General features: G+C 59.1%; 23 protein-coding genes. 20 read left to right on the plus strand and 3 right to left on the minus strand.

The features are described from left to right. Nucleotides 1-38 precede the first annotated feature (38 nt). The 8 genes from ACKPCU_RS06900 (at nt 39) to ACKPCU_RS06935 (ending at nt 8,843) form a co-directional block, all read left to right on the plus strand. A complete protein-coding gene (locus ACKPCU_RS06900; RefSeq protein ID WP_321350910.1) occupies nt 39-2,300 on the plus strand; it encodes a putative bifunctional diguanylate cyclase/phosphodiesterase in 2,262 nt (753 codons plus the stop codon). A 26-nt stretch (nt 2,301-2,326) separates the two neighbouring features. Further along, nucleotides 2,327-2,743: a hypothetical protein gene (locus ACKPCU_RS06905; RefSeq protein ID WP_104736913.1), complete on the plus strand. Its 417-nt coding sequence runs from the start codon at nt 2,327-2,329 to the stop codon at nt 2,741-2,743. A 63-nt stretch (nt 2,744-2,806) separates the two neighbouring features. Next, a protein-coding gene (gene prfB, locus ACKPCU_RS06910; protein WP_104736914.1) for a peptide chain release factor 2 occupies nt 2,807-3,902 on the plus strand; the annotation gives its coding sequence in 2 pieces (ribosomal slippage) (nt 2,807-2,878 and nt 2,880-3,902; 1,095 coding nt in all). A 79-nt stretch (nt 3,903-3,981) separates the two neighbouring features. Beyond that, complete coding sequence (gene lysS / locus ACKPCU_RS06915) at nt 3,982-5,487, plus strand: lysine--tRNA ligase (RefSeq protein ID WP_321350913.1); 1,506 nt, start codon at nt 3,982-3,984, stop codon at nt 5,485-5,487. Nucleotides 5,488-5,679: 192 nt separating this feature from the next. Next, nucleotides 5,680-6,960, plus strand: a complete 1,281-nt coding sequence (locus ACKPCU_RS06920; protein WP_321350914.1) for a flavohemoglobin expression-modulating QEGLA motif protein — start codon at nt 5,680-5,682, stop codon at nt 6,958-6,960. Nucleotides 6,961-6,972: 12 nt separating this feature from the next. Continuing rightward, nucleotides 6,973-7,302, plus strand: a complete 330-nt coding sequence (locus ACKPCU_RS06925) for a hypothetical protein (RefSeq protein WP_104736917.1) — start codon at nt 6,973-6,975, stop codon at nt 7,300-7,302. A gap of 3 nt (nt 7,303-7,305) precedes the next feature. Next, nucleotides 7,306-8,001, plus strand: a complete 696-nt coding sequence (gene ung / locus ACKPCU_RS06930; RefSeq protein WP_321350915.1) for a uracil-DNA glycosylase — start codon at nt 7,306-7,308, stop codon at nt 7,999-8,001. 26 nt (nt 8,002-8,027) lie between these two features. Continuing rightward, entirely contained in the window at nt 8,028-8,843 is an 816-nt protein-coding gene (locus ACKPCU_RS06935) for an enoyl-CoA hydratase (protein ID WP_104736919.1), read from the plus strand. 23 nt (nt 8,844-8,866) lie between these two features. Here ACKPCU_RS06935 and ACKPCU_RS06940 read toward each other — a convergent pair whose 3' ends face one another. Together ACKPCU_RS06940 and ygfZ are read right to left on the minus strand one after the other, a co-directional pair. Continuing rightward, nucleotides 8,867-9,700: an HDOD domain-containing protein gene (locus ACKPCU_RS06940; protein WP_104736920.1), complete on the minus strand. Its 834-nt coding sequence runs from the start codon at nt 9,698-9,700 to the stop codon at nt 8,867-8,869. A 20-nt stretch (nt 9,701-9,720) separates the two neighbouring features. Beyond that, nucleotides 9,721-10,710, minus strand: coding sequence for a CAF17-like 4Fe-4S cluster assembly/insertion protein YgfZ (gene ygfZ / locus ACKPCU_RS06945; RefSeq protein ID WP_321350916.1), 990 nt, complete (start codon nt 10,708-10,710; stop codon nt 9,721-9,723). 124 nt (nt 10,711-10,834) lie between these two features. On the opposite strand from ygfZ, the gene ACKPCU_RS06950 reads away from it, so the two are divergent. Continuing rightward, a complete protein-coding gene (locus ACKPCU_RS06950) occupies nt 10,835-11,089 on the plus strand; it encodes an FAD assembly factor SdhE (protein ID WP_321350917.1) in 255 nt (84 codons plus the stop codon). Further along, complete coding sequence (locus tag ACKPCU_RS06955; protein ID WP_321350918.1) at nt 11,073-11,525, plus strand: hypothetical protein; 453 nt, start codon at nt 11,073-11,075, stop codon at nt 11,523-11,525. The genes ACKPCU_RS06950 and ACKPCU_RS06955 overlap by 17 nt, the downstream gene beginning before the upstream one ends. Here the strand turns inward: ACKPCU_RS06955 and nadB are convergent. Beyond that, nucleotides 11,494-13,107, minus strand: coding sequence for an L-aspartate oxidase (gene nadB / locus ACKPCU_RS06960; RefSeq protein WP_321350919.1), 1,614 nt, complete (start codon nt 13,105-13,107; stop codon nt 11,494-11,496). The two genes, ACKPCU_RS06955 and nadB, sit on opposite strands and share 32 nt — an antisense overlap. A gap of 254 nt (nt 13,108-13,361) precedes the next feature. Here nadB and rpoE point away from each other — a divergent pair, with 254 nt between their 5' ends. From rpoE to era, 10 genes are all read left to right on the plus strand, one after another. Continuing rightward, nucleotides 13,362-13,937 carry an RNA polymerase sigma factor RpoE gene (gene rpoE / locus ACKPCU_RS06965; protein WP_104736925.1) on the plus strand — a complete coding sequence of 192 codons (576 nt, stop codon included), beginning with the start codon at nt 13,362-13,364 and terminating at the stop codon, nt 13,935-13,937. 58 nt (nt 13,938-13,995) lie between these two features. Continuing rightward, nucleotides 13,996-14,619: a sigma-E factor negative regulatory protein gene (locus tag ACKPCU_RS06970; protein ID WP_104736926.1), complete on the plus strand. Its 624-nt coding sequence runs from the start codon at nt 13,996-13,998 to the stop codon at nt 14,617-14,619. After that, nucleotides 14,619-15,575, plus strand: coding sequence for a MucB/RseB C-terminal domain-containing protein (locus ACKPCU_RS06975; protein WP_268236182.1), 957 nt, complete (start codon nt 14,619-14,621; stop codon nt 15,573-15,575). The genes ACKPCU_RS06970 and ACKPCU_RS06975 overlap by 1 nt, the downstream gene beginning before the upstream one ends. Then, entirely contained in the window at nt 15,572-16,045 is a 474-nt protein-coding gene (locus tag ACKPCU_RS06980; protein ID WP_321350922.1) for a SoxR reducing system RseC family protein, read from the plus strand. Before ACKPCU_RS06975 ends, ACKPCU_RS06980 begins: the two co-directional genes overlap by 4 nt. A 39-nt stretch (nt 16,046-16,084) precedes the next feature. Next, nucleotides 16,085-17,518, plus strand: coding sequence for a DegQ family serine endoprotease (locus ACKPCU_RS06985; protein WP_373289801.1), 1,434 nt, complete (start codon nt 16,085-16,087; stop codon nt 17,516-17,518). A 165-nt stretch (nt 17,519-17,683) separates the two neighbouring features. After that, nucleotides 17,684-19,483, plus strand: a complete 1,800-nt coding sequence (gene lepA / locus ACKPCU_RS06990) for a translation elongation factor 4 (protein ID WP_321350925.1) — start codon at nt 17,684-17,686, stop codon at nt 19,481-19,483. Between the two features lie 21 nt (nt 19,484-19,504). Further along, nucleotides 19,505-20,383, plus strand: a complete 879-nt coding sequence (gene lepB, locus ACKPCU_RS06995) for a signal peptidase I (protein ID WP_321351773.1) — start codon at nt 19,505-19,507, stop codon at nt 20,381-20,383. Between the two features lie 46 nt (nt 20,384-20,429). Further along, entirely contained in the window at nt 20,430-20,807 is a 378-nt protein-coding gene (locus ACKPCU_RS07000) for a DUF4845 domain-containing protein (protein WP_104736929.1), read from the plus strand. Next, nucleotides 20,804-21,493, plus strand: a complete 690-nt coding sequence (rnc, locus tag ACKPCU_RS07005) for a ribonuclease III (protein WP_321350927.1) — start codon at nt 20,804-20,806, stop codon at nt 21,491-21,493. Before ACKPCU_RS07000 ends, rnc begins: the two co-directional genes overlap by 4 nt. Beyond that, nucleotides 21,486-22,388 carry a GTPase Era gene (gene era / locus ACKPCU_RS07010; RefSeq protein ID WP_104736931.1) on the plus strand — a complete coding sequence of 301 codons (903 nt, stop codon included), beginning with the start codon at nt 21,486-21,488 and terminating at the stop codon, nt 22,386-22,388. The genes rnc and era overlap by 8 nt, the downstream gene beginning before the upstream one ends. Nucleotides 22,389-22,392 lie beyond the last annotated feature (4 nt).

Genomic DNA, 22,392 nt, shown 5'->3' on the forward strand with positions numbered 1-22,392 from the left:
CCGCCCGGGCCTTGCCGGGTGCGCTGGGGGCCCAGGCCGTGCAGGATCTGAAGCAGCAGTTGCTGAATATGCAGCGTCACCTCGGGTTGAACCCGAATGAGGTGAGGCAGCGCTTGCGTCTGCTGCTGATCAATGACGACGGCTTTGCCTGCCTGACTGTTCACCTCCTGGCGCTGGATCGGCTCCATCTTGAGTGCATTGATGCACTGTTCAGGCACTTTGAGCAATTCGACGAACCCGCTAGGTTGCTGGGCTATCCCGGTCGTTTGACGCTGCTCAAGGCGCAGCAGCAGAACTATTTTCGGCAACTGTTACGTGGCCCCTATGATCTGCAGTATGTGCGTCTGCGGCTGCTGGTGGGGCTGACCCACGAGCGTTTGGGTGTCGACCTAAAATGGTATCTGGCGGCGTTTCACTTCTATCTCGACTTCATGCACCGGGCGATCAATCGCCAGTGGCATGCCGACCCCAAGCTTGCCGAGCAGTTGTACGGCTGCCTGCTCAAGGTAGCCTTCTTTGATCTGAGTCTTACGGTGGATACCTATTCCAGTGCCGGCAAGGTGGCGCTGCAGGCCAGTGAAGACCGTTATGCGCGAGCGGTGCAGGGGGCCAATGACGGGCTCTGGGAGTGGCATGTCGAAGATGACCGGCTGCACGTCTCTGATCGCTGGCTGGCCATGCTCGGGCTGGATGCGGCGCGTGCTCCGCGCACCCTGGCCGATTGGGCCAACCTGATTCCTGAAGCCCAGCGTGGCGGCTTCCGTGCTGCGGTTCAGGCGCACCTGGATGGCCGTCAGTCTTATCTGCATGTTGAGTGCGAGGTGCGCGACAGCTGGGGACGGTTGATCTGGGTAATGATCCGTGGGGTTGCCTCGACCGACCTGCATGGTGAGCACCTGTTGGCTGGGTCGCTGACGGATATCAGCCAGCGCAAGCAGACTGAGCAGGAGCTGGCCCACATGGTGCTGCACGATGAGCTGACCGGGCTGCCCAATCGGCAACTGGTCAGCCAGTTGCTGACTCAGGCGTTGCAGCGTCAGTCCAAGCCGGGGGCGCGTCATTCGGCTGTGCTGTTTATCGACCTGGATCGATTCAAGCTGATTAACGACAGTCTGGGACACCAGGTCGGTGATCAGGTGCTGATTCAGGTCGCCAAGCGGATTGAGCGTTGCCTGCGCCCGGGCGACCATCTGGCCCGTTTTGGTGGTGACGAGTTTGTCGTGCTGCTGGATGACATGGCGATGGCCGGTGACGCCGAAGTGGTTGCCAAGCGCATCATGCACGCGTTGCATTACCCGATCATTGCTGCGGCCCGGCGGCTGTCGGTCAGTGTCAGCATCGGCGTGGCGCCCCTGAACGGGCATGACGGGCAGCAGGATGTTCTGCGTGAGGCGGACCTTGCGCTCTACCGTGCCAAGGCGTTCGGCAAGTCCCAGCTGGCGCTCTACAGTGATGCGCTGCAAGAGGAAGCCAATCAGCGGCTGAATTTGGAAAACGCGCTCAGCGAAGCGCTTGCCCAGCGACAGTTTGAGTTGTTCTATCAGCCGATTGTGCAGGTTTCTGCCGGGCGCTCCCAGGTGGTCGGCGTCGAGGCTCTGCTGCGTTGGTGGCAGGGTACTCGTTTGGTATCGCCGGACGAGTTCATCCCAGTGTTGGAAGAGTCGGGTGAGATTGTCGAGGTCGGTGAGTGGGTATTGCGGCAGGCCTGCACCCAGGTTCGTCAGTGGCACCAACAGGGGCTGGCCGGCCTGCGCTGTTCGGTGAACCTGTCCAGTCGCCAGCTGCAGGAACAGGGCTTTGCCAACCGGGTGGCACAAATCCTCCGCGAAACCGGTTTGCCGCCGTCCAGTCTGGTGCTGGAAATTACCGAGAGTTTGCTGATGCGCGATGTGCCCGACACGTTGGCAGCGTTGCGTGAGCTTGAGAGTATGGGTATCCGAATCGCGCTGGATGACTTCGGGACCGGCTTTTCGTCGCTGGGTTACCTGCACCGCTATCCGCTGCACATCATCAAGGTCGACAAGAGTTTCATTACCAAAGCGCCAGATGATGAGCGTTTGAAGGCGATCAGTCGGGCGATTATCGGGTTAGGCCGTGGGCTCGATATGGATGTGATCGCCGAAGGGATTGAAACCCCGGAGCAGATGGACTTTTTGCACAATGAAGGCTGCAACTTCGTCCAGGGATATTGGTTCAGCAGGCCGCAGTCGGCGTTGGATATCTACCCGATACTGGAGCAGCTGTCGAATCAGGTGCGGGCGCCGGAAGTGGGCTCGCTTGAGGCTGCTATAGTGCAGTGACTTTCAGCTGATCGGGCGGGTTTCCAATGCGTCACTGGTTGCTTGCGTTCACGGCCGGGTTTCTGGCGGTTTTCTGTTTCCATCAACCTGCGCTGGCGCTGCTGCATGCCGCAGGTGTGGTCCCCTTTCCTGCCTTCTCGCTTGATCCGGTTGCGCCGCTGTCGGTGCCGGCAGTGGTGTCTTCCGCATTTTGGGGTGGGGTTTGGGGCGTGGTACTGGTTCTCGCTCTGGCGCGTATGGGCAAGCAACTGATCTGGCTCAAGGCGGCCCTGTTTGGCGGGATCGCATTGACACTGGTCGCGCTGCTGCTGGTTTTCCCACTCAAGGGGTATGGGCTGGACTGGCAGTTGTTTGTGCCGCGCTTTGCCATCGGTTTCATTCTCAATGCCCTTTGGGGACTTGGCGCCCTGGTGTTTCTGCGCGCCTTTGCGCCGCGGGCATGACAGCTGCACTCGGCGGCTGAATTCGGCTACAATGGCGGCTTTTTCCTGCCGGGGTCCGTCACCATGGAAATCAATCCGATTCTGAACACCATCAAAGACCTGAGAAGCCGCTCTGAAACCATCAGGGGGTATCTTTGACTACGATCACAAGCGTGATCGCCTGACCGAAGTAGAGCGTGAGCTGGAAGACCCCAGCGTCTGGAATGAGCCCGAACGGGCCCAGAACCTGGGCCGTGAGCGCTCACAACTGGCCGACATCGTTGGTACCCTCGACGAGATGAGTGGTGGCCTGGCTGATGCGGGCGAACTGCTCGAAATGGCCGCCGAAGAGGGCGATCAGGGCGCGGTCGATGATGTGGTAACCGAGCTCAAGCGTCTGCAGGAGGCGCTGGAGAAACTCGAATTCCGCCGTATGTTCAGCGGCGAGATGGATGCCAATAACTGCTATCTGGATATTCAGGCTGGCTCCGGTGGTACCGAAGCGCAGGACTGGGCCAACATTCTGCTGCGCATGTACCTGCGCTGGGCGGACCAGCACGGGTTTGATGCGGAGATTGTTGAGCTGTCCGAGGGTGAAGTGGCCGGCATCAAGAGTGCGACCGTGCACATTCGTGGCGAATATGCGTTCGGCTGGCTGCGCACCGAGATTGGCGTGCACCGCCTGGTGCGCAAGAGCCCGTTCGACTCCGGTAACCGTCGTCACACCTCGTTCTCGGCGGTCTTTGCCGCACCCGAGATCGACGACGATATCGAAATTGATATCAACCCGGCAGACCTGCGGGTGGATACCTACCGCTCTTCCGGGGCGGGTGGTCAGCACGTTAACACCACCGACTCGGCGGTACGGATTACCCACATTCCGACCAACACCGTGGTCAGCTGCCAGAACCAGCGTTCGCAGCACGCCAACAAGGACCACGCAATGAAGATGTTGCGGGCCAAGTTGTACGAGCTGGAAATGATGAAGCGTTCCGAGGCCGCGCAGGCACTGGAAGACACCAAGTCCGACATTGGCTGGGGACACCAGATCCGCTCCTACGTGCTTGACCAGTCGCGTATCAAGGATCTGCGTACCGGTATCGAGAACAGCAACTGCAACGCGGTACTGGATGGCGATCTTGATGAATTCATCGAGGCCAGCCTGAAAATGGGCCTATAAACCGGCCGCCGCACGGCAATCCGCCATGGCCCGCGTTGCGGGCCAACAACCGAATTGATTTTTTCCGGGATTCATCGATATGACCGACCAGCAGCAAGACCTGCACGCCCAACACGAGGAAGAAAACCAGCTGATCGCCCAGCGCAAGGCCAAACTGGCCGCTGCCCGCGAACAGGGTATTGCCTTCCCTAACGACTTCCGCCGCGACAGCCTGTGCGCTGATCTGCAGAAAGCGTACGAGGGCAAAAGCAAGGAAGAGCTGGAAGCGGCGGCGATCCCGGTCAAGATCGCCGGGCGCATCATGCTCAACCGTGGTGCCTTTATGGTGCTGCAGGATACCTCTGGCCGTCTGCAGGTCTACGTTGACCGCAAGGGCCTGCCGGCCGAGACCCTGGAAGCGATCAAGACCTGGGATCTGGGCGACATCATTGCCGCTGAAGGTACCCTGGCGCGCTCCGGCAAGGGCGATCTTTATGTGCATATGAAGGACGTGCGCCTGCTGACCAAGTCACTGCGCCCGCTGCCGGACAAGCACCACGGTTTGACCGACACCGAGCAGCGTTACCGCCAGCGCTACGTTGACCTGATCGTCAACGAGGAAGCGCGTCATACCTTCCGTGTGCGGTCGCAGGTGATTGCGCACATCCGCCGTTTCCTTAATGACCGTGGCTTTCTGGAAGTCGAAACTCCGATGCTGCAGACCATTCCGGGCGGCGCGGCGGCCAAGCCGTTCGAGACCCATCACAACGCGCTGGATATGCCGATGTTCCTGCGCATCGCGCCGGAGCTGTACCTCAAGCGGCTGGTGGTCGGCGGTTTCGAGAAGGTGTTCGAGATCAATCGCAACTTCCGCAATGAAGGTGTCTCGACCCGTCACAACCCCGAGTTCACCATGCTCGAGTTCTATCAGGCATACGCAGACTATCGCGACAACATGGACCTGACCGAAGAGTTGTTCCGCGAGTTGGCGCAGGCGGTGCTGGGCACCACTGACGTGCCCTACGGCGACAAGGTATTCCACTTCGGCGAGCCCTTTGTGCGTCTGTCGGTGTATGACTCTATCCTCAAGTACAACCCGGACATTACCGCCGACGATCTCAATGACGTCGAGAAGGCCCGTGCCATCGCCAAGAAGGCCGGCGCCAAGGTGCTTGGTCACGAAGGTCTGGGCAAGCTGCAGGTGATGATTTTTGAGGAGCTGGTTGAACACAAGCTGGAACAGCCGCACTTCATTACCGAGTACCCGTTCGAAGTATCGCCGCTGGCCCGTCGCAATGACCAGAACCCGAGCGTCACTGACCGCTTCGAGCTGTTTATCGGTGGTCGTGAGATCGCAAACGCCTACTCGGAGCTTAACGACGCCGAAGACCAGGCCGAGCGCTTCCTCGCCCAGGTGGCAGAGAAGGACGCCGGTGACGACGAAGCCATGCACTACGACGCCGATTTCGTCCGCGCGTTGGAATACGGCATGCCGCCGACCGCAGGTGAAGGCATCGGTATCGACCGTCTGGTGATGCTGTTGACCAACTCACCGTCGATCCGTGACGTCATCCTGTTCCCGCACATGCGGCCAGAAACGGCCTAGGCGGCTTCGCCGCCAGCTGCAAGCTGTAAGCTTCAAGCGGCAAGTAGTTCGTGTTGTCTAGGACTATGATGAGCATCAGATTGTCCGCGTAGTCCGCGAGATTGCGTGAATGCACGGACAGCTTGTAGCTTGTAGCTTGCGGCTTAAGGCTTAAGGCTTAAGGCTTGAAGCTGCGACCAAAGGGAGCCACCCGTGAAACAGAGTGAGCAGTATCAGCTGGTCATCCGCAGTCTGTCTGATCGGATTGTCGAGGCGCAGGCGCCGATTCGGGTTTTGGATGCGATCAAGTGGGACGACAACATCCGCGACACCTTCCTCAAGAAGCGCTGCAAGGCGCTTCCTGATATCAATCCCGACTACTACGCCCAACGCCCGCTGGGTTTTGATTCGGCGGAGCGGCGGCAGATCTTTCAGGATATCGAGCGCGATATCACCCGTCAGCTTGGCAGCTTCAACCCGGTCGGTCAGATCATGCGGCGGATGTGCCGTGAGTACCGGACGGTCATCCGTATGCTGGAAGCACGTGGCACCCGGGATTTTGGCCTGATCTCGCAGGAGCTGTACGGTGCGGCGTCGGACGCCTTTCACGCAGGCGATCCGACACTGACTGATCTCGGTATCATGCTCAGTGAGTCGCTGAAGAATATCGCCCGTACCGAGCTGGTGCGCGAACCGAAGACCATAGCGGCGCCGGACGCCGTAGGCATTCTGCAGGCGAGGATGAACGAGGCGTTTCCGGACGACCAGGCGGTGCGTGTGTTCGAGTCCGATGGGATCGTTGCCGACGCTGCAGCGGGCGCTGACTACATCAAGATTCGCAGTGATGCGATGTTCAATCAGCGTGATCTGAATCTTCTCGCCGTGCACGAGGGGATGGTGCATGTTGCGACCAGCCTGAATGGCCAGCACCAGCCGATCTGTACGTTTTTGGCCAAGGGGCCGCCGTCCTCGACGGTAACCCAGGAAGGGTTGGCCATCCTGATGGAGGTGCTGACATTCAACTCCTATCCCGCGCGGCTGCGCAAACTGACCGACCGGACCCGGGCGATTCAGATTGCCGAAACCGGCGGGGATTTTCTTGATGTCTTTCAGTTCTATCGGGATGAGGACTATTCCCGTGACGACAGCTACAACAACACCAGTCGAGTGTTCCGTGGCTCGGCCAGTAATGGCCTGCCGTTTACCAAGGATCTGGTCTATCTGAAGGGCTTTATCCTGACCTACAACTATATTCAGCTGGCGGTGCGCAAGGGCAAGTTGCAGCAGATTCCGCTGTTGTTCTGTGGCAAGACCACGCTGGAGGACATGCGCACCCTGGGGCAATTGGTGGACGAAGGGCTGGTGGTGCCGCCGCGCTACCTGCCTGCGCCCTTTGCTGACCTCAACGCCCTGAGCGCCTGGATGTGCTTTTCGGGCTTTTTGAACAACCTCAGTCTGGACCGGGTCGAAGCAGACTACGCCAACATTCTTTAATCGGAGTATTCGATGTCGCAAGCGCAGGAAGTCAACAAGCTGCCGATCATTCTCACGGCCATCATTACCGTGATTGCCACCGTTGCCGTGCTGCACCTATACGGCTATCTGAATTTCGTCAATCCGGAAAAGGGTCTGGAGCTCGCGGACTATCGAGTAGTGACTGTGGGCTCGGAGGAGGCCGGTAGTCTGCGCCGTAATCCGGCCAAGCACGAGGCCGAATGTGTTGACGGCGTTCTGGTGCTGCATGCCAGCAACATGAACGGGCTGTCCGGGGTGCTCAAGGACAGCCGCGACCGCGTGGTGCGTTGCATCAATCAGGCTGTGCCGCTGGCGGAGTAACCTATGACCGAGCGGGCAGTGCAGTTGGAAGCAGGCTGGCTTGAGGTTCTGCAGGACGAATTCGAACAGCCGTACATGCAGCAGTTACGTCGGTTCCTGCAGGCCGAGAAGGCAGCTGGCAAGGTCATTTTTCCGCCGGGCCCGCTGATCTTCAACGCACTCAACTCGACGCCACTGGACAAGGTGCGAGTAGTGATCATCGGGCAGGACCCGTATCACGGCCCTGGGCAGGCACACGGTTTGAGTTTTTCGGTGCCGCCGGGGGTGCGTACGCCGCCGTCGCTGCAGAATATCTTCAAGGAAATCAATCGTGACCTCGGTTTGCCGATACCGCCGTACGGCTGCCTGCAGTCCTGGGCTGAACAGGGTGTGCTGCTGCTCAATGCGGTGCTGACGGTCGAGCAGGGGCAAGCGGGCTCGCACGCCAAGCGTGGCTGGGAACGTTTTACCTCGAGGGTGATCGATATCATCAACGAGCGCCGCGAGAACTGTGTCTTTCTGCTTTGGGGCAGCTACGCCCAGCGCAAGGGGGAGCAGATTGATCGAGCCAGGCACTGTGTGCTGACCTCGGTGCATCCCTCGCCTTTGTCGGCCCACCGTGGGTTCATTGGCAACGGCCACTTTTCCGCGGCGAACGACTATCTTGTCAGTAAGGGGTTGGCACCCATCAACTGGAGCTTGCCAGACCCTCCCCGGTAACTGTCTGAAGACTGCTGGAGATTGTCATGGAACACGCACTGCAACCCTACACCGCGCTGGTTCCGCGCACCGACAAGCTGGTGGTACAAAAGGCCGGCCACACGGCGCTGGTCACCATCGATAACCCGCCAGCCAACACTTGGGACTCCGACACCCTGCACGGGCTGCCGGAGCTGCTCAACCACCTCAACGATGACCCGGATATCTATGCGCTGGTGCTCACCGGGCGTGGTGAGCGCTTCTTCTCGGCCGGTGCCGACCTGAAGATGTTTGCTGATGGCGACCCGGCACGGGCTCGGGAAATGGCCAGGCTGTTTGGCTTGGCGTTTGAGGCGTTGCGTGATTTTTCCGGGGTTACCATCGCGGCCATCAACGGTTACGCCATGGGCGGTGGACTGGAGTGTGCACTGGCCTGTGACATCCGTATTGCCGAGCGCCAGGCCCAGCTGGCGTTGCCCGAGACGGGGGTAGGGCTGCTGCCCTGTGCGGGTGGGACGCAGGCACTCGCCTGGCTGGTTGGTGAGGGCTGGGCCAAGCGGATGATTCTCTGCGGTGAGCGGATCGACGGCGTGCGTGCCGAGCGTATTGGGCTGGTAGAGGAGTGTGTCGAGCAGGGACAGGCGCTAGGTGTGGCGTTGCGGCTTGCGGCGCAGGTTGCGCGGCAGAGTCCGGCGGCGGTGCATTTTTGCAAGGAGCTGATTCAGGGTGGCAGGGACCAGCCGATCAACACGCTGCTGGCGCGTGAGCGGGAGCGTTTTGTTGATCTGTTTGAACTGGAAGATACCGTTGAAGGCGTTAATGCCTTCCTTGAGAAGCGACCGCCGCAGTGGACGCGACGGTGACTCAGGCCTGACCCGCAGCTGACTCAGGCGAGCAGCTGCATGGCGGCTTCCATTTCTGCTGACAGGTCTTCATCTTCCTGTTCTCCGGCGGGGTCCAGGCCCAGCTTGGCGAAGGCGGGGATGGCGCTCCAGTCCATCTGGGTAAATGGGTGCTGGGTGCCGGCCAGTGACTGCAGCACCGCGACCTGGACGACGTCGGCATAGTCGACACTCGGTGAGTTGCGTTTGAAGTCCAGATGCTCTGACGGTACGTGGCGCAGTGGCTCCGGGAAGTCCCAGGCCTGCAGGATGCGGTCACCGAGCACAGGATGGATGCGCTCGATGACCAGATTCAGGCTGATCGAGTCGCGCAGCAGCTGCGAGTTGTCTTCTGCATAAGCCAGAATGGGCAGCACGCCGATCTGATGGACCAGGCCCGCCAGGGTGGCTTGGTCTGGTTTCAGCTTGGTGTAATGGCGACATAGGACATGGCTGATGCCCGCCACTTCGGTACTGCGAGTCCAGACTTCACGCATCTTCCGATCGATAACATCGGAGGTCGCCTGGAACATCTGCGACATAGCCAGACCTGTGGCCAGGTTGGCGGTGTAGGTGATACCCATCCGATTGACCGCCATAGACAGATCGGTGATCTCCTGCCGGCTGCGCAGCAGCGGGCTGTTCACCACCTTGATCAGGCGGGCACTAAGGGCCGCGTCGTTGCTGATTTCCTTGACCAGCAGAGGGATGCTGACATCCGGATCTTCGGCGGCTTCACGCACGCGCAGGGCAACTTCCGGCAGTGTCGGCAGCACCAGCTGGTCTTTTTCAATGGCCTGGATCAGTTCGTCCTGGACGCGCTGGGCAAGATCGGTCATCTCGTGTCCCTTAGTCTGTGTTATTCGGCTTCGGCGGTGGTTAGTTCGCGTTCATAGGGCAGATCGGCAAGGCTGATCAGTGGCCCGTCGCTGTCACCGGCGCTCAGTGTGGTCAATTGTGCCGCATCCTTCTGAAGAACAGCCAGCATTTCTACCGCCTTGCTGCCACGAGCGGCCATGACGACTTCGCCAACAGCCTTGCCGCTGTCGCGGTCGACGATTTCGGTGCCGGGAGGGGGCAAGGCCTCGCCAGCCATCAGTAGGCGATACATGCGGCGCTTCAATTTGCCCAGATACTGCATGCGCGCGACGATCTCCTGGCCGGTATAGCAGCCCTTGCGGAAACTGACGCCGCCCAGTTGCTGGAGGTTTAGCATTTGCGGAATAAAGCTTTCGCGTGTCGGCCCGGTGACTTGGCCGACGCCGCTTTGAATTTGCTGCAACAACCATTGGTTCAGGCTGACCGGGCTGGCGTATTGGCACAACTGATCGAGTAGCTGCCCGGCGCGTTCGGTTGGGACCCAGAGCGAACAGGCGCCGCCTGGCAGTCCAATGGCGAACAGGTTGTCTTTGTGCACCACTGCGCCATTGGTCGGGAGAGTGAGGCCGCAGTTTTGCAGGGCAGCGTCAGCCGCTTCGCCCCAGACGCCAAAGCCGATCCACTTCTCGCTCTGGTTGGTCAGTTGGCACTTGTAGAACACGGCGTATTTGGCCAAATCCGCCAGTTGGGATTCAATCAGCTCGTGAGCGAGGCTCAGCATCACGCCCTGATCGCTGCGCCAAAGGCGAAGGCTGGACTGCATACGCCCCTTGGGGTTGCAGCGGGCGCCCAGCGAGCTGCTATCAGCGCTGACGGTTTTAAGGTCGCAGGTGATCTGGCCCTGCAGGAACTTGTCGGTGTCGGCGCCGTCAACGGCAATGATGCCTTCGTGGCTCAGCCAGCTGACGCAGGTGGCGCAGTCTGCCCGGTCGTCAGTGAAGCGATCGGCAAGGTCGGGTAGTTGAGTCATACCTGTCGTTGTTCCATTGGTTCAGGTGGTACATCATAGGGGCAGGGCAGGTGCTTGTCAGGCTCTGCTTGCCGTTATAATGCGGCTTTTACCAAGCAGTTCAATCCTCACTGTGGAGTTGCCGATGTCGGCCGATATAGAAATGAAGCGTTTGTTCTGGCACAGCCGCCGCGGCATGCTGGAGCTGGATGTATTGCTGGTGCCCTTCCTGCAGGAAGTGTACCCGACGCTGGAGGCGGACGATCAGCAGCGCTATCAGACGCTGCTGGAGTGTGAGGATCAGGATATGTTTGGCTGGTTCATGCAGCGTGGCAAGCCGGAGGATCCGGATCTGCGACGCATTGTGGAGATGATTCTGGATCGTGTACAGCCCGACTGAATTTCTGCTGTTGCGCCGCCAGCCTTCGCGCTGGCTGGCATTGGCGTTGGCGCTGATGGCGCTGCTGGCCTGTATCGGCGTGGTGCACAGCGCCTTGAGTCTTTGGCCGAGCCTGCTATGTGTGCTGTTGGTGGCGGTTTACTGCAGCTGGATCTGGCCGCGGCAGGTCAGCCTGAGTCATCCGCACTCGGTCACCGGTTTACGTTTTGATGGTGACGGTTGGCATATCTTGCGCCGTGACGGCTCCGAAGCGGCGGCGCGGCTGCTGGCTGATACCTATGTCAGCGCAATGCTGACGGTGGTGCGCCTGCGTGAGCCAGGTCGCTGGTGCCCGGTGTCAGTGGTGCTGCCTGCAGACGCTGCCTCCGAGGAGAGCCTGCGGCGGCTGCGACTGCGGCTGCGGTTCAGTCGCCAGCGCTGGGCGGCTGCAGAATAGTATCCAGCGCTTCGTCCAGCTGTGCCGGAAAGTCCAGGGTGTAGTGCAACCCTCGGCTTTCATGGCGCAGCATGGCTGAGCGGATGATCAGGTCTGCGACCAGGGCGAGGTTTCGCAGCTCCAGCAGATCACGGCTGACCCGGTAGTTGCTGTAAAACTCGTGAATTTCCCCGCGCAGCATGTCGACCCGGTGTTTGGCCCGTTGCAGTCGTTTTGAGGTGCGTACGATCCCCACGTAGTCCCACATGAAGCGGCGCAGCTCATCCCAGTTGTGCGAGATGATCACATCTTCATCCGAGTCGGTAACCTGGCTCTCGTCCCAGTTGGGCAGATTCTCCGGCATCTTGGTATTGGCCAGCTGGTCGAGGATGGCACTGCTGGCCGCACGACCGTAGACGATGCACTCCAGCAGTGAGTTGCTGGCCATACGGTTTGCGCCATGCAGGCCGGTAAAGCTGGTTTCGCCAATCGCATAAAGCTGTTTAACGTCGGTGCGTCCGCTGCTGTCTACCATCACGCCGCCGCAGGTGTAGTGTGCTGCGGGCACCACCGGAATTGGCTCCTTGGTGATGTCGATGCCGAATGCCAGGCAGCGCTCATGCACGGTCGGGAAGTGACTGCGGATGAAGTCGGCCGGTTTGTGGGTGATGTCCAGATAGACGCAGTCCAGGCCCAGGCGTTTCATCTCGTGGTCAATTGCACGGGCGACGATATCCCGTGGCGCCAGTTCGGCTCGCTCATCGAAACGCGGCATGAAGCGCTCGCCATTGGGCAGGCGCAGCAACGCGCCTTCGCCTCGCAACGCTTCGGTCACCAGAAAACTCTTGGCTTTCGGGTGATACAGGCAGGTAGGGTGGAACTGATTGAACTCCATGTTGGCAACTCGGCAGCCGGCGCGCCAGGCCATGGCAATACCGTCGCCGGAGGCGCTATCGGGGTTGCTGGTGTAGAGGTAGACCTTGCTCGCTCCGCCGGTCGCTAGCACGGTAAAGCGCGCAGCAACGGTTTCGACGTGGCCCGTCGAGCGGTTCAGGATATAGGCGCCGAGGCATTGATTGCCGTCGCGGCCGAGCTTCTGGGTGGTGATCAGGTCAACCGCAACCCGGTTGTCCAGCAGCTCGATATTGGCGTGCTCTTCGGCGCGTTGCAGCAAGGTATTGAAGATCGCGGCGCCAGTAGCGTCAGCGGCGTGAATGATGCGGCGATGGCTGTGCCCACCCTCGCGGGTCAGGTGGAAGTCGTCGCTCTCGCTCCCGTCTTCTCTGCGCTCGCGGGTAAAAGGTACTCCCTGCTCGATGAGCCAGCCGATGGCATCGCGGCTGTCGCCGACAATTTGCCGCACGGCATCTTCGTGGCACAGACCGCCGCCTGCGATCAGCGTGTCCTGTACGTGAGCATCAACGGTATCGGTGTCGTCGAGCACGGCTGCAACGCCGCCTTGAGCCCAGAATGTGGAGCCCTCGGACAGCTGGCCCTTGCTCAGAACTGCGACCCGCAGGTCGCTTGCCAGGTGCAGCGCCAGCGTCAGACCGGCGGCGCCGCTGCCGATGACCAATACATCGTATTGCCGTTGTTGAGTCATTGCGTTTATTGCACTCAGTGCTTGCGAGGCGTCCTAGTATATAGAAGCTGAGTGCCTCACAATACTGCCACCCATGGGGGAGTGCTTCGGGCATCACTGCGGTTGATAAAAGTGATGGCCTATTGCATTCAAAGGGGAACTTTTTTTCATCGGTCGTGCTCCTAATCCTGTACCTGAGTGAGGGGAGAACTTTTGGTTACATCTTGTGTCTACGATAACAACGCCGGTCACGGACTTCGAAGAGTGGTTCAGCGATGACCGGGCAGAGTGATCAGCAGCTGGTTGAACGAGTGCAGAAGGGCGATAAGCGCGCCTTTGATCTGCTGGTGCTCAAGTACCAGCACAAGATTCTCGCGCTGGTGACTCGTTTCGTGCACGACAGTCACGAAGCGCAGGATGTCGCTCAGGAAGCTTTTATCAAGGCGTACCGGGCGCTCGGGAATTTTCGCGGAGACAGTGCGTTTTATACCTGGCTCTATCGTATTGCGATCAATACGGCGAAGAATTACTTGGTGGCGCGCAATCGCCGCCCACCGGACAGCGATATTGCTGCAGACGAAGCGGAGTATTACGACGGCGACAGTATTCTCAAGGACATTCACTCGCCCGAGCGCGATATGTTGCGCGATGAAATCGAGCAAGTAGTGAACCGAACCTTGCAACAGTTGCCTGATGATTTAAGGACGGCTTTGACCCTTCGTGAATTTGAAGGGTTGAGCTACGAAGATATTGCGAACGTGATGGACTGCCCGGTCGGTACAGTTCGGTCCCGGATTTTCCGGGCGCGGGAAGCAATCGACAAAGCCTTGAAACCGTTGCTTGAGGCATAGGTTTTCAAGGTGGGGTGCAACGCAGTGAGCCCAATGGGCCAACAGCAGAGGTAAAGCAATGAGAAACGAAGTCTTGCAGGAGTCTCTTTCCGCGCTCATGGACAACGAGGCTGACGAACTGGAAGTGCGCCGTGTTCTCCAGGCCACCGAGCAGAATCCGGAGCTGCGTAGTACCTGGTCGCGCTATCAGCTGGCACGTTCGGTAATGCACAAGGAGCCGTGGCAGGGTTCGATCGACCTGTCGGCAGGTATTGCAGCCGCCTTGCACGACGAGCCAGCCGTGCAGATGGCACCTGCAGCGTCGGCGACCAAGACGGGTTCGGCCATTTGGCGCAACGTCAGTCGGGTGGCGGTCGCGGCATCGGTCACCCTAGCGGTGCTGGTTGGTGTACGTATGGTCAATCAGGGCGAGGCGCCCAATGGCGCTCAGATGACTGCTGCGACCATGCCAGCGCCTTCCATGCTGCAGGCTAATCCGACGGCGCGTTCGGGCGCTGTTCTGGCGGGCTATTCGCAGACCGGTAATGCGGGCGCAGAGCCACTTGCCCCGGCTCAGGCACCTTCGGCCTGGCATGAGCAACGCATTGGTCGTTATTTGCGCGAGCACGCCGAAGCCAGCGCGCAGGCAGCCAGTCCGCAGCTGATTCCCTACGCCCGAGCTGCCAGCATGGAAGGCCGCTAGTGGTCGGGTGTCGACGTACGCTGAGCTGCTGTTCCCTGGCAGCTCTGCTGATCTCGCCACTGACCCAGGCCCGCGATGCCAGCCAGTGGTTGCAAGGGATGGTTGATGCAGTAGGGCAGCAAAGTTACTCAGGCGCATTTGTTTACGAGCGCTCTGGCAGTTTCAGTACCCATCATATTTGGCATCGTGCTGATGACGACGGTATCACCGAGCGACTGCTGCGCGCCGATGGCGAACCCCAGGAGTGGGTTCGCCGGGATGGACAGGTGCAATGCGCCAGCTCCTTCGCGGCGGTTTCCGGTTGGCACGGCGATGCGCCGGCCACTCTGAATCCGGGGCGGCTCGAGCGCTGGTATGCCCTTGATGTGCTCGGCAAGACGCGGGTTGCCAACCGTCCGGTGACCGTGGTCGCCATGAAGCCGCGCGATTCCTTTCGTTACGCCTACGAACTCTACCTCGATGATCAGACCGGCATGTTGCTCAAGTCTTTGCTGATCAACGAGCGTAATGTCCTGCTCGAGCGCTTCCAGTTTACGGATGTGCATTTTGGCGAGTTGGACGATGATCAGCTGGAAGCGGGGCCTGGGTGCCTTGCTGTGGCCGAGCCGCAGCCCGAAAAGCTGGTTGATACCTCGGGCTGGGAGCCGGGCTGGTTGCCGCCGGGTTTTACCGCCGGAGCGCCGATTGTCCGTGCTCTCGCCAGTAATGAGTCGCCGGTCATGAGCCAGGCTTACAGTGACGGGCTTGCCCGGTTCACCCTGTTCGTCGAGCCGCTCGGGGAAGGAGCGTTGGCCGAGGATCTGCTGGCGCAGCTGGGGCCAACGGTAGCGGTCAGCCGCCGCCTGCAGATTGATGGTACGGGCTATTTGGCAACTATCGTTGGTGAGATTCCCCCGGCAACGGCCGAGCGTATAGCCGCCTCCTTTCCTCATTCTGCAGGGGAGATCGCGCAGTGATTGAAGAGCGCGGGCGGGTCTTGAGTGTTGAGGCAGGCGCTGTGTGGGTGGAAACCGTGCGCACCAGCACCTGTGGCTCTTGTGCAGCCAAGGCAGGTTGCGGTCAGGCATTGCTCTCCAGGGTAGGTTCTGGTGCCAAGCGCGGCTTTATTCGTGCGCTGACTGATCGGCAATGGCAGATTGGTGATGAGGTGTTTATCGGTATTCCCGAAGACGCCGTCGTACGTGGCGCCCTTTGGGTGTACATGGTTCCGTTGCTCGGACTGTTTGCCAGTGCTCTGCTGGCGCAGGCTGCAGGCGTGGCGGAGCCCGGCATGATCGGCGCAGCCCTACTGGGCCTGGCTGCCGGTTTTGCAGTGGTGCGTTGGCATGGCCAGCGAGCGCAGCGTGATCCGCAAATGATGCCGCAGGTGTTGCGCTCTGCCGGGCAGATGATGCCCTTCGCTCCGGAGGGGCGGCTGAACGGTTGATGCCTTTGCAGGATTGTCCTTGAGTACAAGTGAGGAGTAATCAGACTTATGCTGTCTGTTCGACGTTGGGCCCTTGCGGCGACAAGTGTGCTGGTTCTAGGGTGGCAATCGCTGGTGGTTGCAGCGGACTTGCCGGACTTTACTGAGCTGGTGGAAGAGGCATCGCCGGCTATCGTTAATATCAGTACCCGTCAGAAAGTTTCCAGCCAGCCGATGGCTGGTGTTCAGGGCATGCCGGATCTGGAAGGTATGCCACCGATGTTCCGTGAGTTTTTTGAACGTAGCTTCCCTCAGGCGCCATCGCCGCGCGAGCGCGAAGCGCCGCAGTCGCTGGGTTCGGGCTTCATCATTTCCCATGATGGTTATGTGCTGACCAACAATCATGTTGTTGCGGATGCGGACGAGATTTTTGTGCGCCTGTCTGATCGCCGTGAAATGCAGGCTGAGTTGGTCGGTGCGGACCCGCGCTCTGATCTGGCGCTGCTGAAGATTGATGCCGGTGATGATCTTCCGGTGGTCAAGATCGGCAAGTCGGCCGACCTGAAGCCCGGTGAGTGGGTGCTGGCCATCGGTTCGCCATTTGGCTTCGATTACTCGGTGACTGCGGGTATTGTCAGCGCCAAGGGGCGTAGCCTGCCTAATGAAAACTACGTGCCCTTTATTCAGACTGACGTAGCGATCAACCCGGGCAACTCCGGTGGCCCGCTGTTCAACCTGGATGGCGAGGTTGTGGGGATTAACTCTCAGATCTTCACTCGTTCCGGCGGTTTCATGGGGCTGTCCTTTGCCATTCCGATTGATGTAGCGATGGATGTGGTGCAGCAGATCAAGGACAACGGTAGCGTGCAGCGCGGCTGGCTCGGTGTTGTGATTCAGGAAGTGAACAAGGATCTGGCCGAGTCCTTTGATCTGCCCAAGCCAGCTGGTGCGCTGGTTGCCCAAATCATGCCTGGCGGTCCTGCGGACAAGGGTGGGCTGAAAGTTGGTGACGTCATTCTCGAATTCAATGGCCATGAGGTGGTTCGCTCTTCCGACCTGCCGCATGCTGTCGGTCGAGTGCGTCCCGGTGCCGAAGCAACTCTGGTGGTGATGCGTGACAAGCAGCGCAAGACCCTGACCATGGAAATCGGCACGTTGCCGGATGATGATGCGGTCGCTGCAGCTGGTGGCAACGATCAGGCGCCGAGCACGTCATCCAATCGTCTTGGTGTCACTGTCGCCGAGTTGAGTGATGACCAGAAGAAAAATCTGGATATTCACTCCGGTGTCGTGGTGCGTGAGGTTAGTCGTGGCCCGGGGGCTATGGTGGGGCTGCGCCCCGGTGACATCATCACCAACCTCGACAACCGTTCGGTCGATTCGGTAGAGACCTTTACCCAGATCGCCAGTGATCTTCCGGACAATCGCTCCATCTCTATGCGGGTGATTCGTCAGGGGCGCGCCAGCTATATCACCTTCCGTCTGGCGCAGTAAGGCCAGCGGTTTGCAGCCCCCGGTCATCGACGGTGTCAACAGGGCGATGACCGGGGGCTGCAGCGATGGCGACATTGCAGCTAATCAGGTAAACTCGCGGGCTGTTTTGGGGAGTCGCCTCCCCGTCTCGCCAAGTCTGGCAACCCTGTCTGGATGATCCGCGCTGTGAGTGACCTGAGCCTGATTCGTAACTTTTCCATCATTGCCCACATCGACCATGGCAAGTCGACGCTGGCTGACCGCTTCATTCAGATTTGTGGCGGCCTGACCGAGCGCGAAATGGAAGCCCAGGTGCTCGACTCCATGGATTTGGAGCGGGAACGCGGCATTACCATTAAGGCGCACAGCGTTACGCTGTATTACACCGCCAAAGATGGCAAGACCTATCAGCTCAACTTCATTGATACTCCCGGTCACGTCGACTTTCACTACGAGGTCAGTCGTTCGCTGGCAGCTTGCGAGGGCGCGCTGCTGGTGGTTGATGCCGCCCAGGGCGTGGAAGCGCAATCGGTAGCCAATTGTTATACCGCCATCGAGCAGGGCCTTGAGGTCATGCCGGTGCTGAACAAGATCGACTTGCCGCAGGCCGAGCCCGAGCGAGTAAAAGCAGAGATTGAGAGCGTGATCGGTATTGATGCCACCGATGCGGTTGCTTGCTCAGCCAAGAGCGGTATTGGTGTGGAGGATGTGCTCGAAGCGCTGATTCACACCATTCCTTCGCCGGAAGGGGATCTCGAAGCGCCACTGCAGGCGCTGATTATCGACTCCTGGTTCGATAACTACCTCGGTGTTGTGTCGCTGGTACGGGTCAAACACGGCCGTATCAAGAAGGGTGACAAGGTGTTGGTCAAGTCGACCGGCAAGACCCATCTGGTCGACAGCGTCGGCGTATTCAACCCCAAGCATACCGAAACGGCTGACCTGAAGGCGGGCGAGGTGGGCTTCATCATCGCGGGTATCAAGGATATTCACGGTGCCCCGGTTGGCGACACCCTGACCCTGTCGACTACGCCGGATGTCAGCTCGCTGCCAGGCTTCCAGAAGGTCAAGCCACAGGTTTATGCCGGTCTTTTCCCGGTCAGTTCAGATGATTTCGAGGATTTTCGTGAGGCGCTGCAAAAACTGACGCTGAACGATGCCGCACTCCAGTTTGAGCCGGAAAGCTCCGAAGCGCTTGGCTTTGGCTTCCGTATCGGTTTCCTCGGCATGCTGCATATGGAGATCATTCAGGAGCGTCTCGAGCGTGAGTACGACCTTGATTTGATCACCACCGCACCGACCGTTGTGTTCGAGGTCGTGACGAAGGGTGGCGAAATCATCTATGTCGACAACCCCTCGCTGCTGCCTGACCCATCGATGATCGAGGAAATGCGCGAGCCCATCGTGCGGGCCAACATCCTGGTGCCGCAGGACCATCTGGGTAGTGTCATCACCCTGTGTATCGAGAAGCGTGGCGTACAGCACGACATGATCTTCCTTGGCACCCAGGTTCAGGTCGTGTACGACCTGCCGATGAACGAGGTGGTGTTGGATTTCTTTGACCGTCTCAAGTCGGTCAGCCGCGGTTATGCCTCGCTCGATTACAGCTTTGATCGCTTCCAGCCGGCTAAACTGGTTCGCCTGGATGTGTTGATCAATGGTGAGAAGGTCGATGCGCTGGCGCTGATCGTGCACCGTGACAATGCGGCGTTCAAGGGGCGGCAGCTGGTTGAGAAGATGAAGGACCTGATCCCGCGTCAGATGTTCGATGTGGCCATTCAAGCCGCTATCGGTGGCCAGATTGTTGCCCGTTCAACCGTCAAGGCGCTGCGCAAGAACGTACTTGCCAAGTGCTATGGTGGTGATGCCAGCCGGAAGAAAAAGCTGCTTGAAAAGCAGAAGGCTGGTAAGAAGCGCATGAAGCAGGTAGGTAGTGTGGAGATCCCGCAGGACGCGTTCCTGGCGGTACTGAAAGTCGACAACTAGAGACGGTAAGCGCGAACGATGATGCATATCAACTTTCCACTGGTGCTGGTGATTGCGGTTGCCGTCAGTGGGTTTCTGGCCCTGCTTGATCTCGTTCTTCTCGCGCCTCGTCGTCGTCGTGCGATAGCCAGTTACGAAGCCCAGGTCGATGTGGCCGACCCCCAGACCATCGAGCGGCTCGAAAAGGAGCCATTGCTGGTCGAGTACGGCAAATCCTTTTTCCCGGTGCTGGCGGTTGTGCTGGTGCTGCGTTCGTTTCTGGTGGAGCCGTTTCAGATTCCATCCGGCTCAATGAAGCCGACGCTGGATGTGGGGGATTTTATCCTCGTTAACAAGTTTGCCTATGGCATTCGTCTGCCGGTAATCGATACCAAGATCATCCCGGTGGGTGAGCCGCAGCGCGGCGATGTCATGGTGTTTCGCTATCCCAATGATCCGACTATTAACTACATCAAGCGGGTAGTCGGCTTGCCCGGTGATCATATCCGCTATGCTGGAAAGCAGCTGTATATCAACGGCCAGAAGATCGAGCATGAATTGATTGAGGTCATACCGGATGACGAAGTGCCTGACGGTCACCCGCTGCAGGCCGTTGCCAAGGCAGAGATATTCCAGGAGCAGTTGGGCGCGGTCAGCCACCTGATTCGTCAGAAGCAGCTGTCGCAGACACCCCGCCCCAATGAATGGGTGGTGCCGGAGGGGCACTATTTCATGATGGGGGACAACCGGGATAACTCCAACGACAGCCGTTACTGGCAGTCAACGGAAATGCCCAGGGAGTTGTGGGGCATGGTTCCTGACAACTATATTGTGGGCAAGGCATTCGCGGTCTGGATGCATTGGCCCGAGCCAAAACTGAGTAACTTGCCAAGTTTTTCGAGCGTTGCTCTGATTCATTGAGCGGGCCGAACAGGACATAACATCAACAACGGACTACGAGGTTATCATGCGCAACTCACAGAAAGGGGCTTCCTTCTTCGGCTGGTTGGCCGTTATCGCGTTGGTCGTATTCGGCATGGTTATCGCGATGAAGCTGGTCCCGATTTACATGGACCACTACTCGTTGCGCAACATGATTACGACGGTCAACGAAGATCCGACGATCAAGATCAACTCGCTGCGTGACCTCAATACTTACATTGAAAAGGGCATGCAGCTAAACAGTATCCGCGACATCAATCCAAAAGAAGCCATCAAGGTGACCCAGAGTGGTCAGAATGCCTACACCCTGGTGCTCAAGTACGAGGTGCGCGCGCCGCTACTGAACACAGTGGACCTGCTGGTTCACTTTGACGAAACATTCATTGTCAGACCATTAAAGTGAGCAATAAGTTAGACCGACTAGAGCGCAGGATAGGCTACCACTTCAAGGATCAGGACCTACTGGTACTGGCCCTTACCCACCGCAGTCTTGGTGGACGCAACAACGAGCGCCTGGAGTTTCTGGGCGACTCGATTCTGAATTTTGTTGCTGCCGAGATGTTGTTTCAACATTTTCCCCAGGCCCGCGAAGGACAGCTCTCCAGGTTGCGTGCGCGGCTGGTCAAGGGCGTCACCCTGGCTGAGCTTGCCAAAGGCTTTGAGCTCGGTGAGTACCTGCGGCTGGGGTCCGGCGAATTGAAGAGCGGCGGATTTCGCCGTGAGTCGATTCTTGCTGATGCGACCGAAGCCATTATCGGTGCTATCTACCTCGACAGCGGGCTGGACGCTGTGCGTGAACGCGTTCTGCACTGGCTGGGGGGGCACATTGCTACCCTGACGCTGGTAGATAACAACAAGGACCCAAAAACGCGTTTGCAGGAGTTTCTGCAGTCGCGTCAGAGCGAGCTGCCTCGTTATGAGGTGATCGAGAGCAGTGGCGAAGCCCACTGCAGAACATTCAAGGTGGACTGTCAGGTCGCGCTGTTGGCTGAGCGAACCTTCGGGGTCGGCAGTAGCCGGCGTCTGGCAGAACAACAGGCAGCCCAGCTGGCGTTGATCGCCCTGGGTGTGGAGCGTGCCGATGACTGATGCTGTTTCCCGCTGCGGCTATGTAGCCATTGTTGGCCGCCCCAATGTCGGCAAATCGACTCTGCTGAACCATATCCTTGGGCAGAAGCTGGCCATCACCTCGCGCAAGCCGCAGACCACGCGCCATACCCTTCTGGGTATCAAGACCGAGGGTGAGGTGCAGGCAATCTATGTCGATACCCCTGGTCTGCACAAGGAAAACGAAAAGGCGCTCAACCGCTTCATGAACAAGAGCGCCAGTCAGGCGCTGCGTGATGTCGATGTGGTGCTGTTCGTTGTGGATCGTTTGCGCTGGACCGACGAGGACCAGATGGTGCTGGAGCGGGTGCAGTATGTCTCGTGTCCGGTGCTGATCGTGGTTAACAAGCTTGACCGGATGGAAGACAAGAATGAACTGTTGCCGCATCTGGAGTGGCTGACACAGCAACTGCCCAATGCCGAGGTGGTGCCGGTGTCCGCTCTGCAGGGGCGTAACATCGACCGTCTTGAGTCGCTGATTGCCGAGCGGCTGCCGGAAAGTGAACACTTCTATCCTGAAGATCAACTGACCGACAAGAGCTCGCGCTTTCTTGCCGCAGAGCTGGTCCGCGAGAAGGTCATGCGTCAGCTCGGGGCCGAGATTCCCTATCAGGTCGCGGTTGAAATCGAGCAGTTCAAACAGGAAGGACGCATTCTGCATATTCACGCCCTGATTCTGGTGGAACGTGAAGGTCAGAAAAAAATCATCATTGGTGATGGCGGTGACCGACTGAAGAAGATCGGTCAGGAAGCGCGCCTCGACATGCAGAAACTGTTTGGCAGCAAGATCATGCTCAATCTGTGGGTCAAGGTGCGTCGCGGCTGGTCCGATGATGAGCGCGCCCTCGGCTCGCTGGGTTATCGTTTCGACGACTGACCTG

It is taken from the genome of Halopseudomonas oceani (assembly GCF_963677335.1).
Lineage (GTDB): Bacteria > Pseudomonadota > Gammaproteobacteria > Pseudomonadales > Pseudomonadaceae > Halopseudomonas > Halopseudomonas oceani.

What these genes read in the sequence shown, in the direction of transcription:
- ACKPCU_RS06940 (WP_104736920.1), bottom strand. Translation starts at nt 9,700, where the DNA reads ATGACCGATCTTGCCCAGCGCGTCCAGGACGAACTGATCCAGGCCATT.
- ACKPCU_RS06925 (WP_104736917.1), top strand. Translation starts at nt 6,973, where the DNA reads ATGTCGCAAGCGCAGGAAGTCAACAAGCTGCCGATCATTCTCACGGCC.
- ung (WP_321350915.1), top strand. Translation starts at nt 7,306, where the DNA reads ATGACCGAGCGGGCAGTGCAGTTGGAAGCAGGCTGGCTTGAGGTTCTG.
- lysS (WP_321350913.1), top strand. Translation starts at nt 3,982, where the DNA reads ATGACCGACCAGCAGCAAGACCTGCACGCCCAACACGAGGAAGAAAAC.
- rpoE (WP_104736925.1), top strand. Translation starts at nt 13,362, where the DNA reads ATGACCGGGCAGAGTGATCAGCAGCTGGTTGAACGAGTGCAGAAGGGC.
- ACKPCU_RS06970 (WP_104736926.1), top strand. Translation starts at nt 13,996, where the DNA reads ATGAGAAACGAAGTCTTGCAGGAGTCTCTTTCCGCGCTCATGGACAAC.
- era (WP_104736931.1), top strand. Translation starts at nt 21,486, where the DNA reads ATGACTGATGCTGTTTCCCGCTGCGGCTATGTAGCCATTGTTGGCCGC.
- ygfZ (WP_321350916.1), bottom strand. Translation starts at nt 10,710, where the DNA reads ATGACTCAACTACCCGACCTTGCCGATCGCTTCACTGACGACCGGGCA.
- ACKPCU_RS06905 (WP_104736913.1), top strand. Translation starts at nt 2,327, where the DNA reads ATGCGTCACTGGTTGCTTGCGTTCACGGCCGGGTTTCTGGCGGTTTTC.
- ACKPCU_RS06950 (WP_321350917.1), top strand. Translation starts at nt 10,835, where the DNA reads ATGTCGGCCGATATAGAAATGAAGCGTTTGTTCTGGCACAGCCGCCGC.
- ACKPCU_RS07000 (WP_104736929.1), top strand. Translation starts at nt 20,430, where the DNA reads ATGCGCAACTCACAGAAAGGGGCTTCCTTCTTCGGCTGGTTGGCCGTT.
- lepB (WP_321351773.1), top strand. Translation starts at nt 19,505, where the DNA reads ATGCATATCAACTTTCCACTGGTGCTGGTGATTGCGGTTGCCGTCAGT.
- ACKPCU_RS06935 (WP_104736919.1), top strand. Translation starts at nt 8,028, where the DNA reads ATGGAACACGCACTGCAACCCTACACCGCGCTGGTTCCGCGCACCGAC.
- nadB (WP_321350919.1), bottom strand. Translation starts at nt 13,107, where the DNA reads ATGACTCAACAACGGCAATACGATGTATTGGTCATCGGCAGCGGCGCC.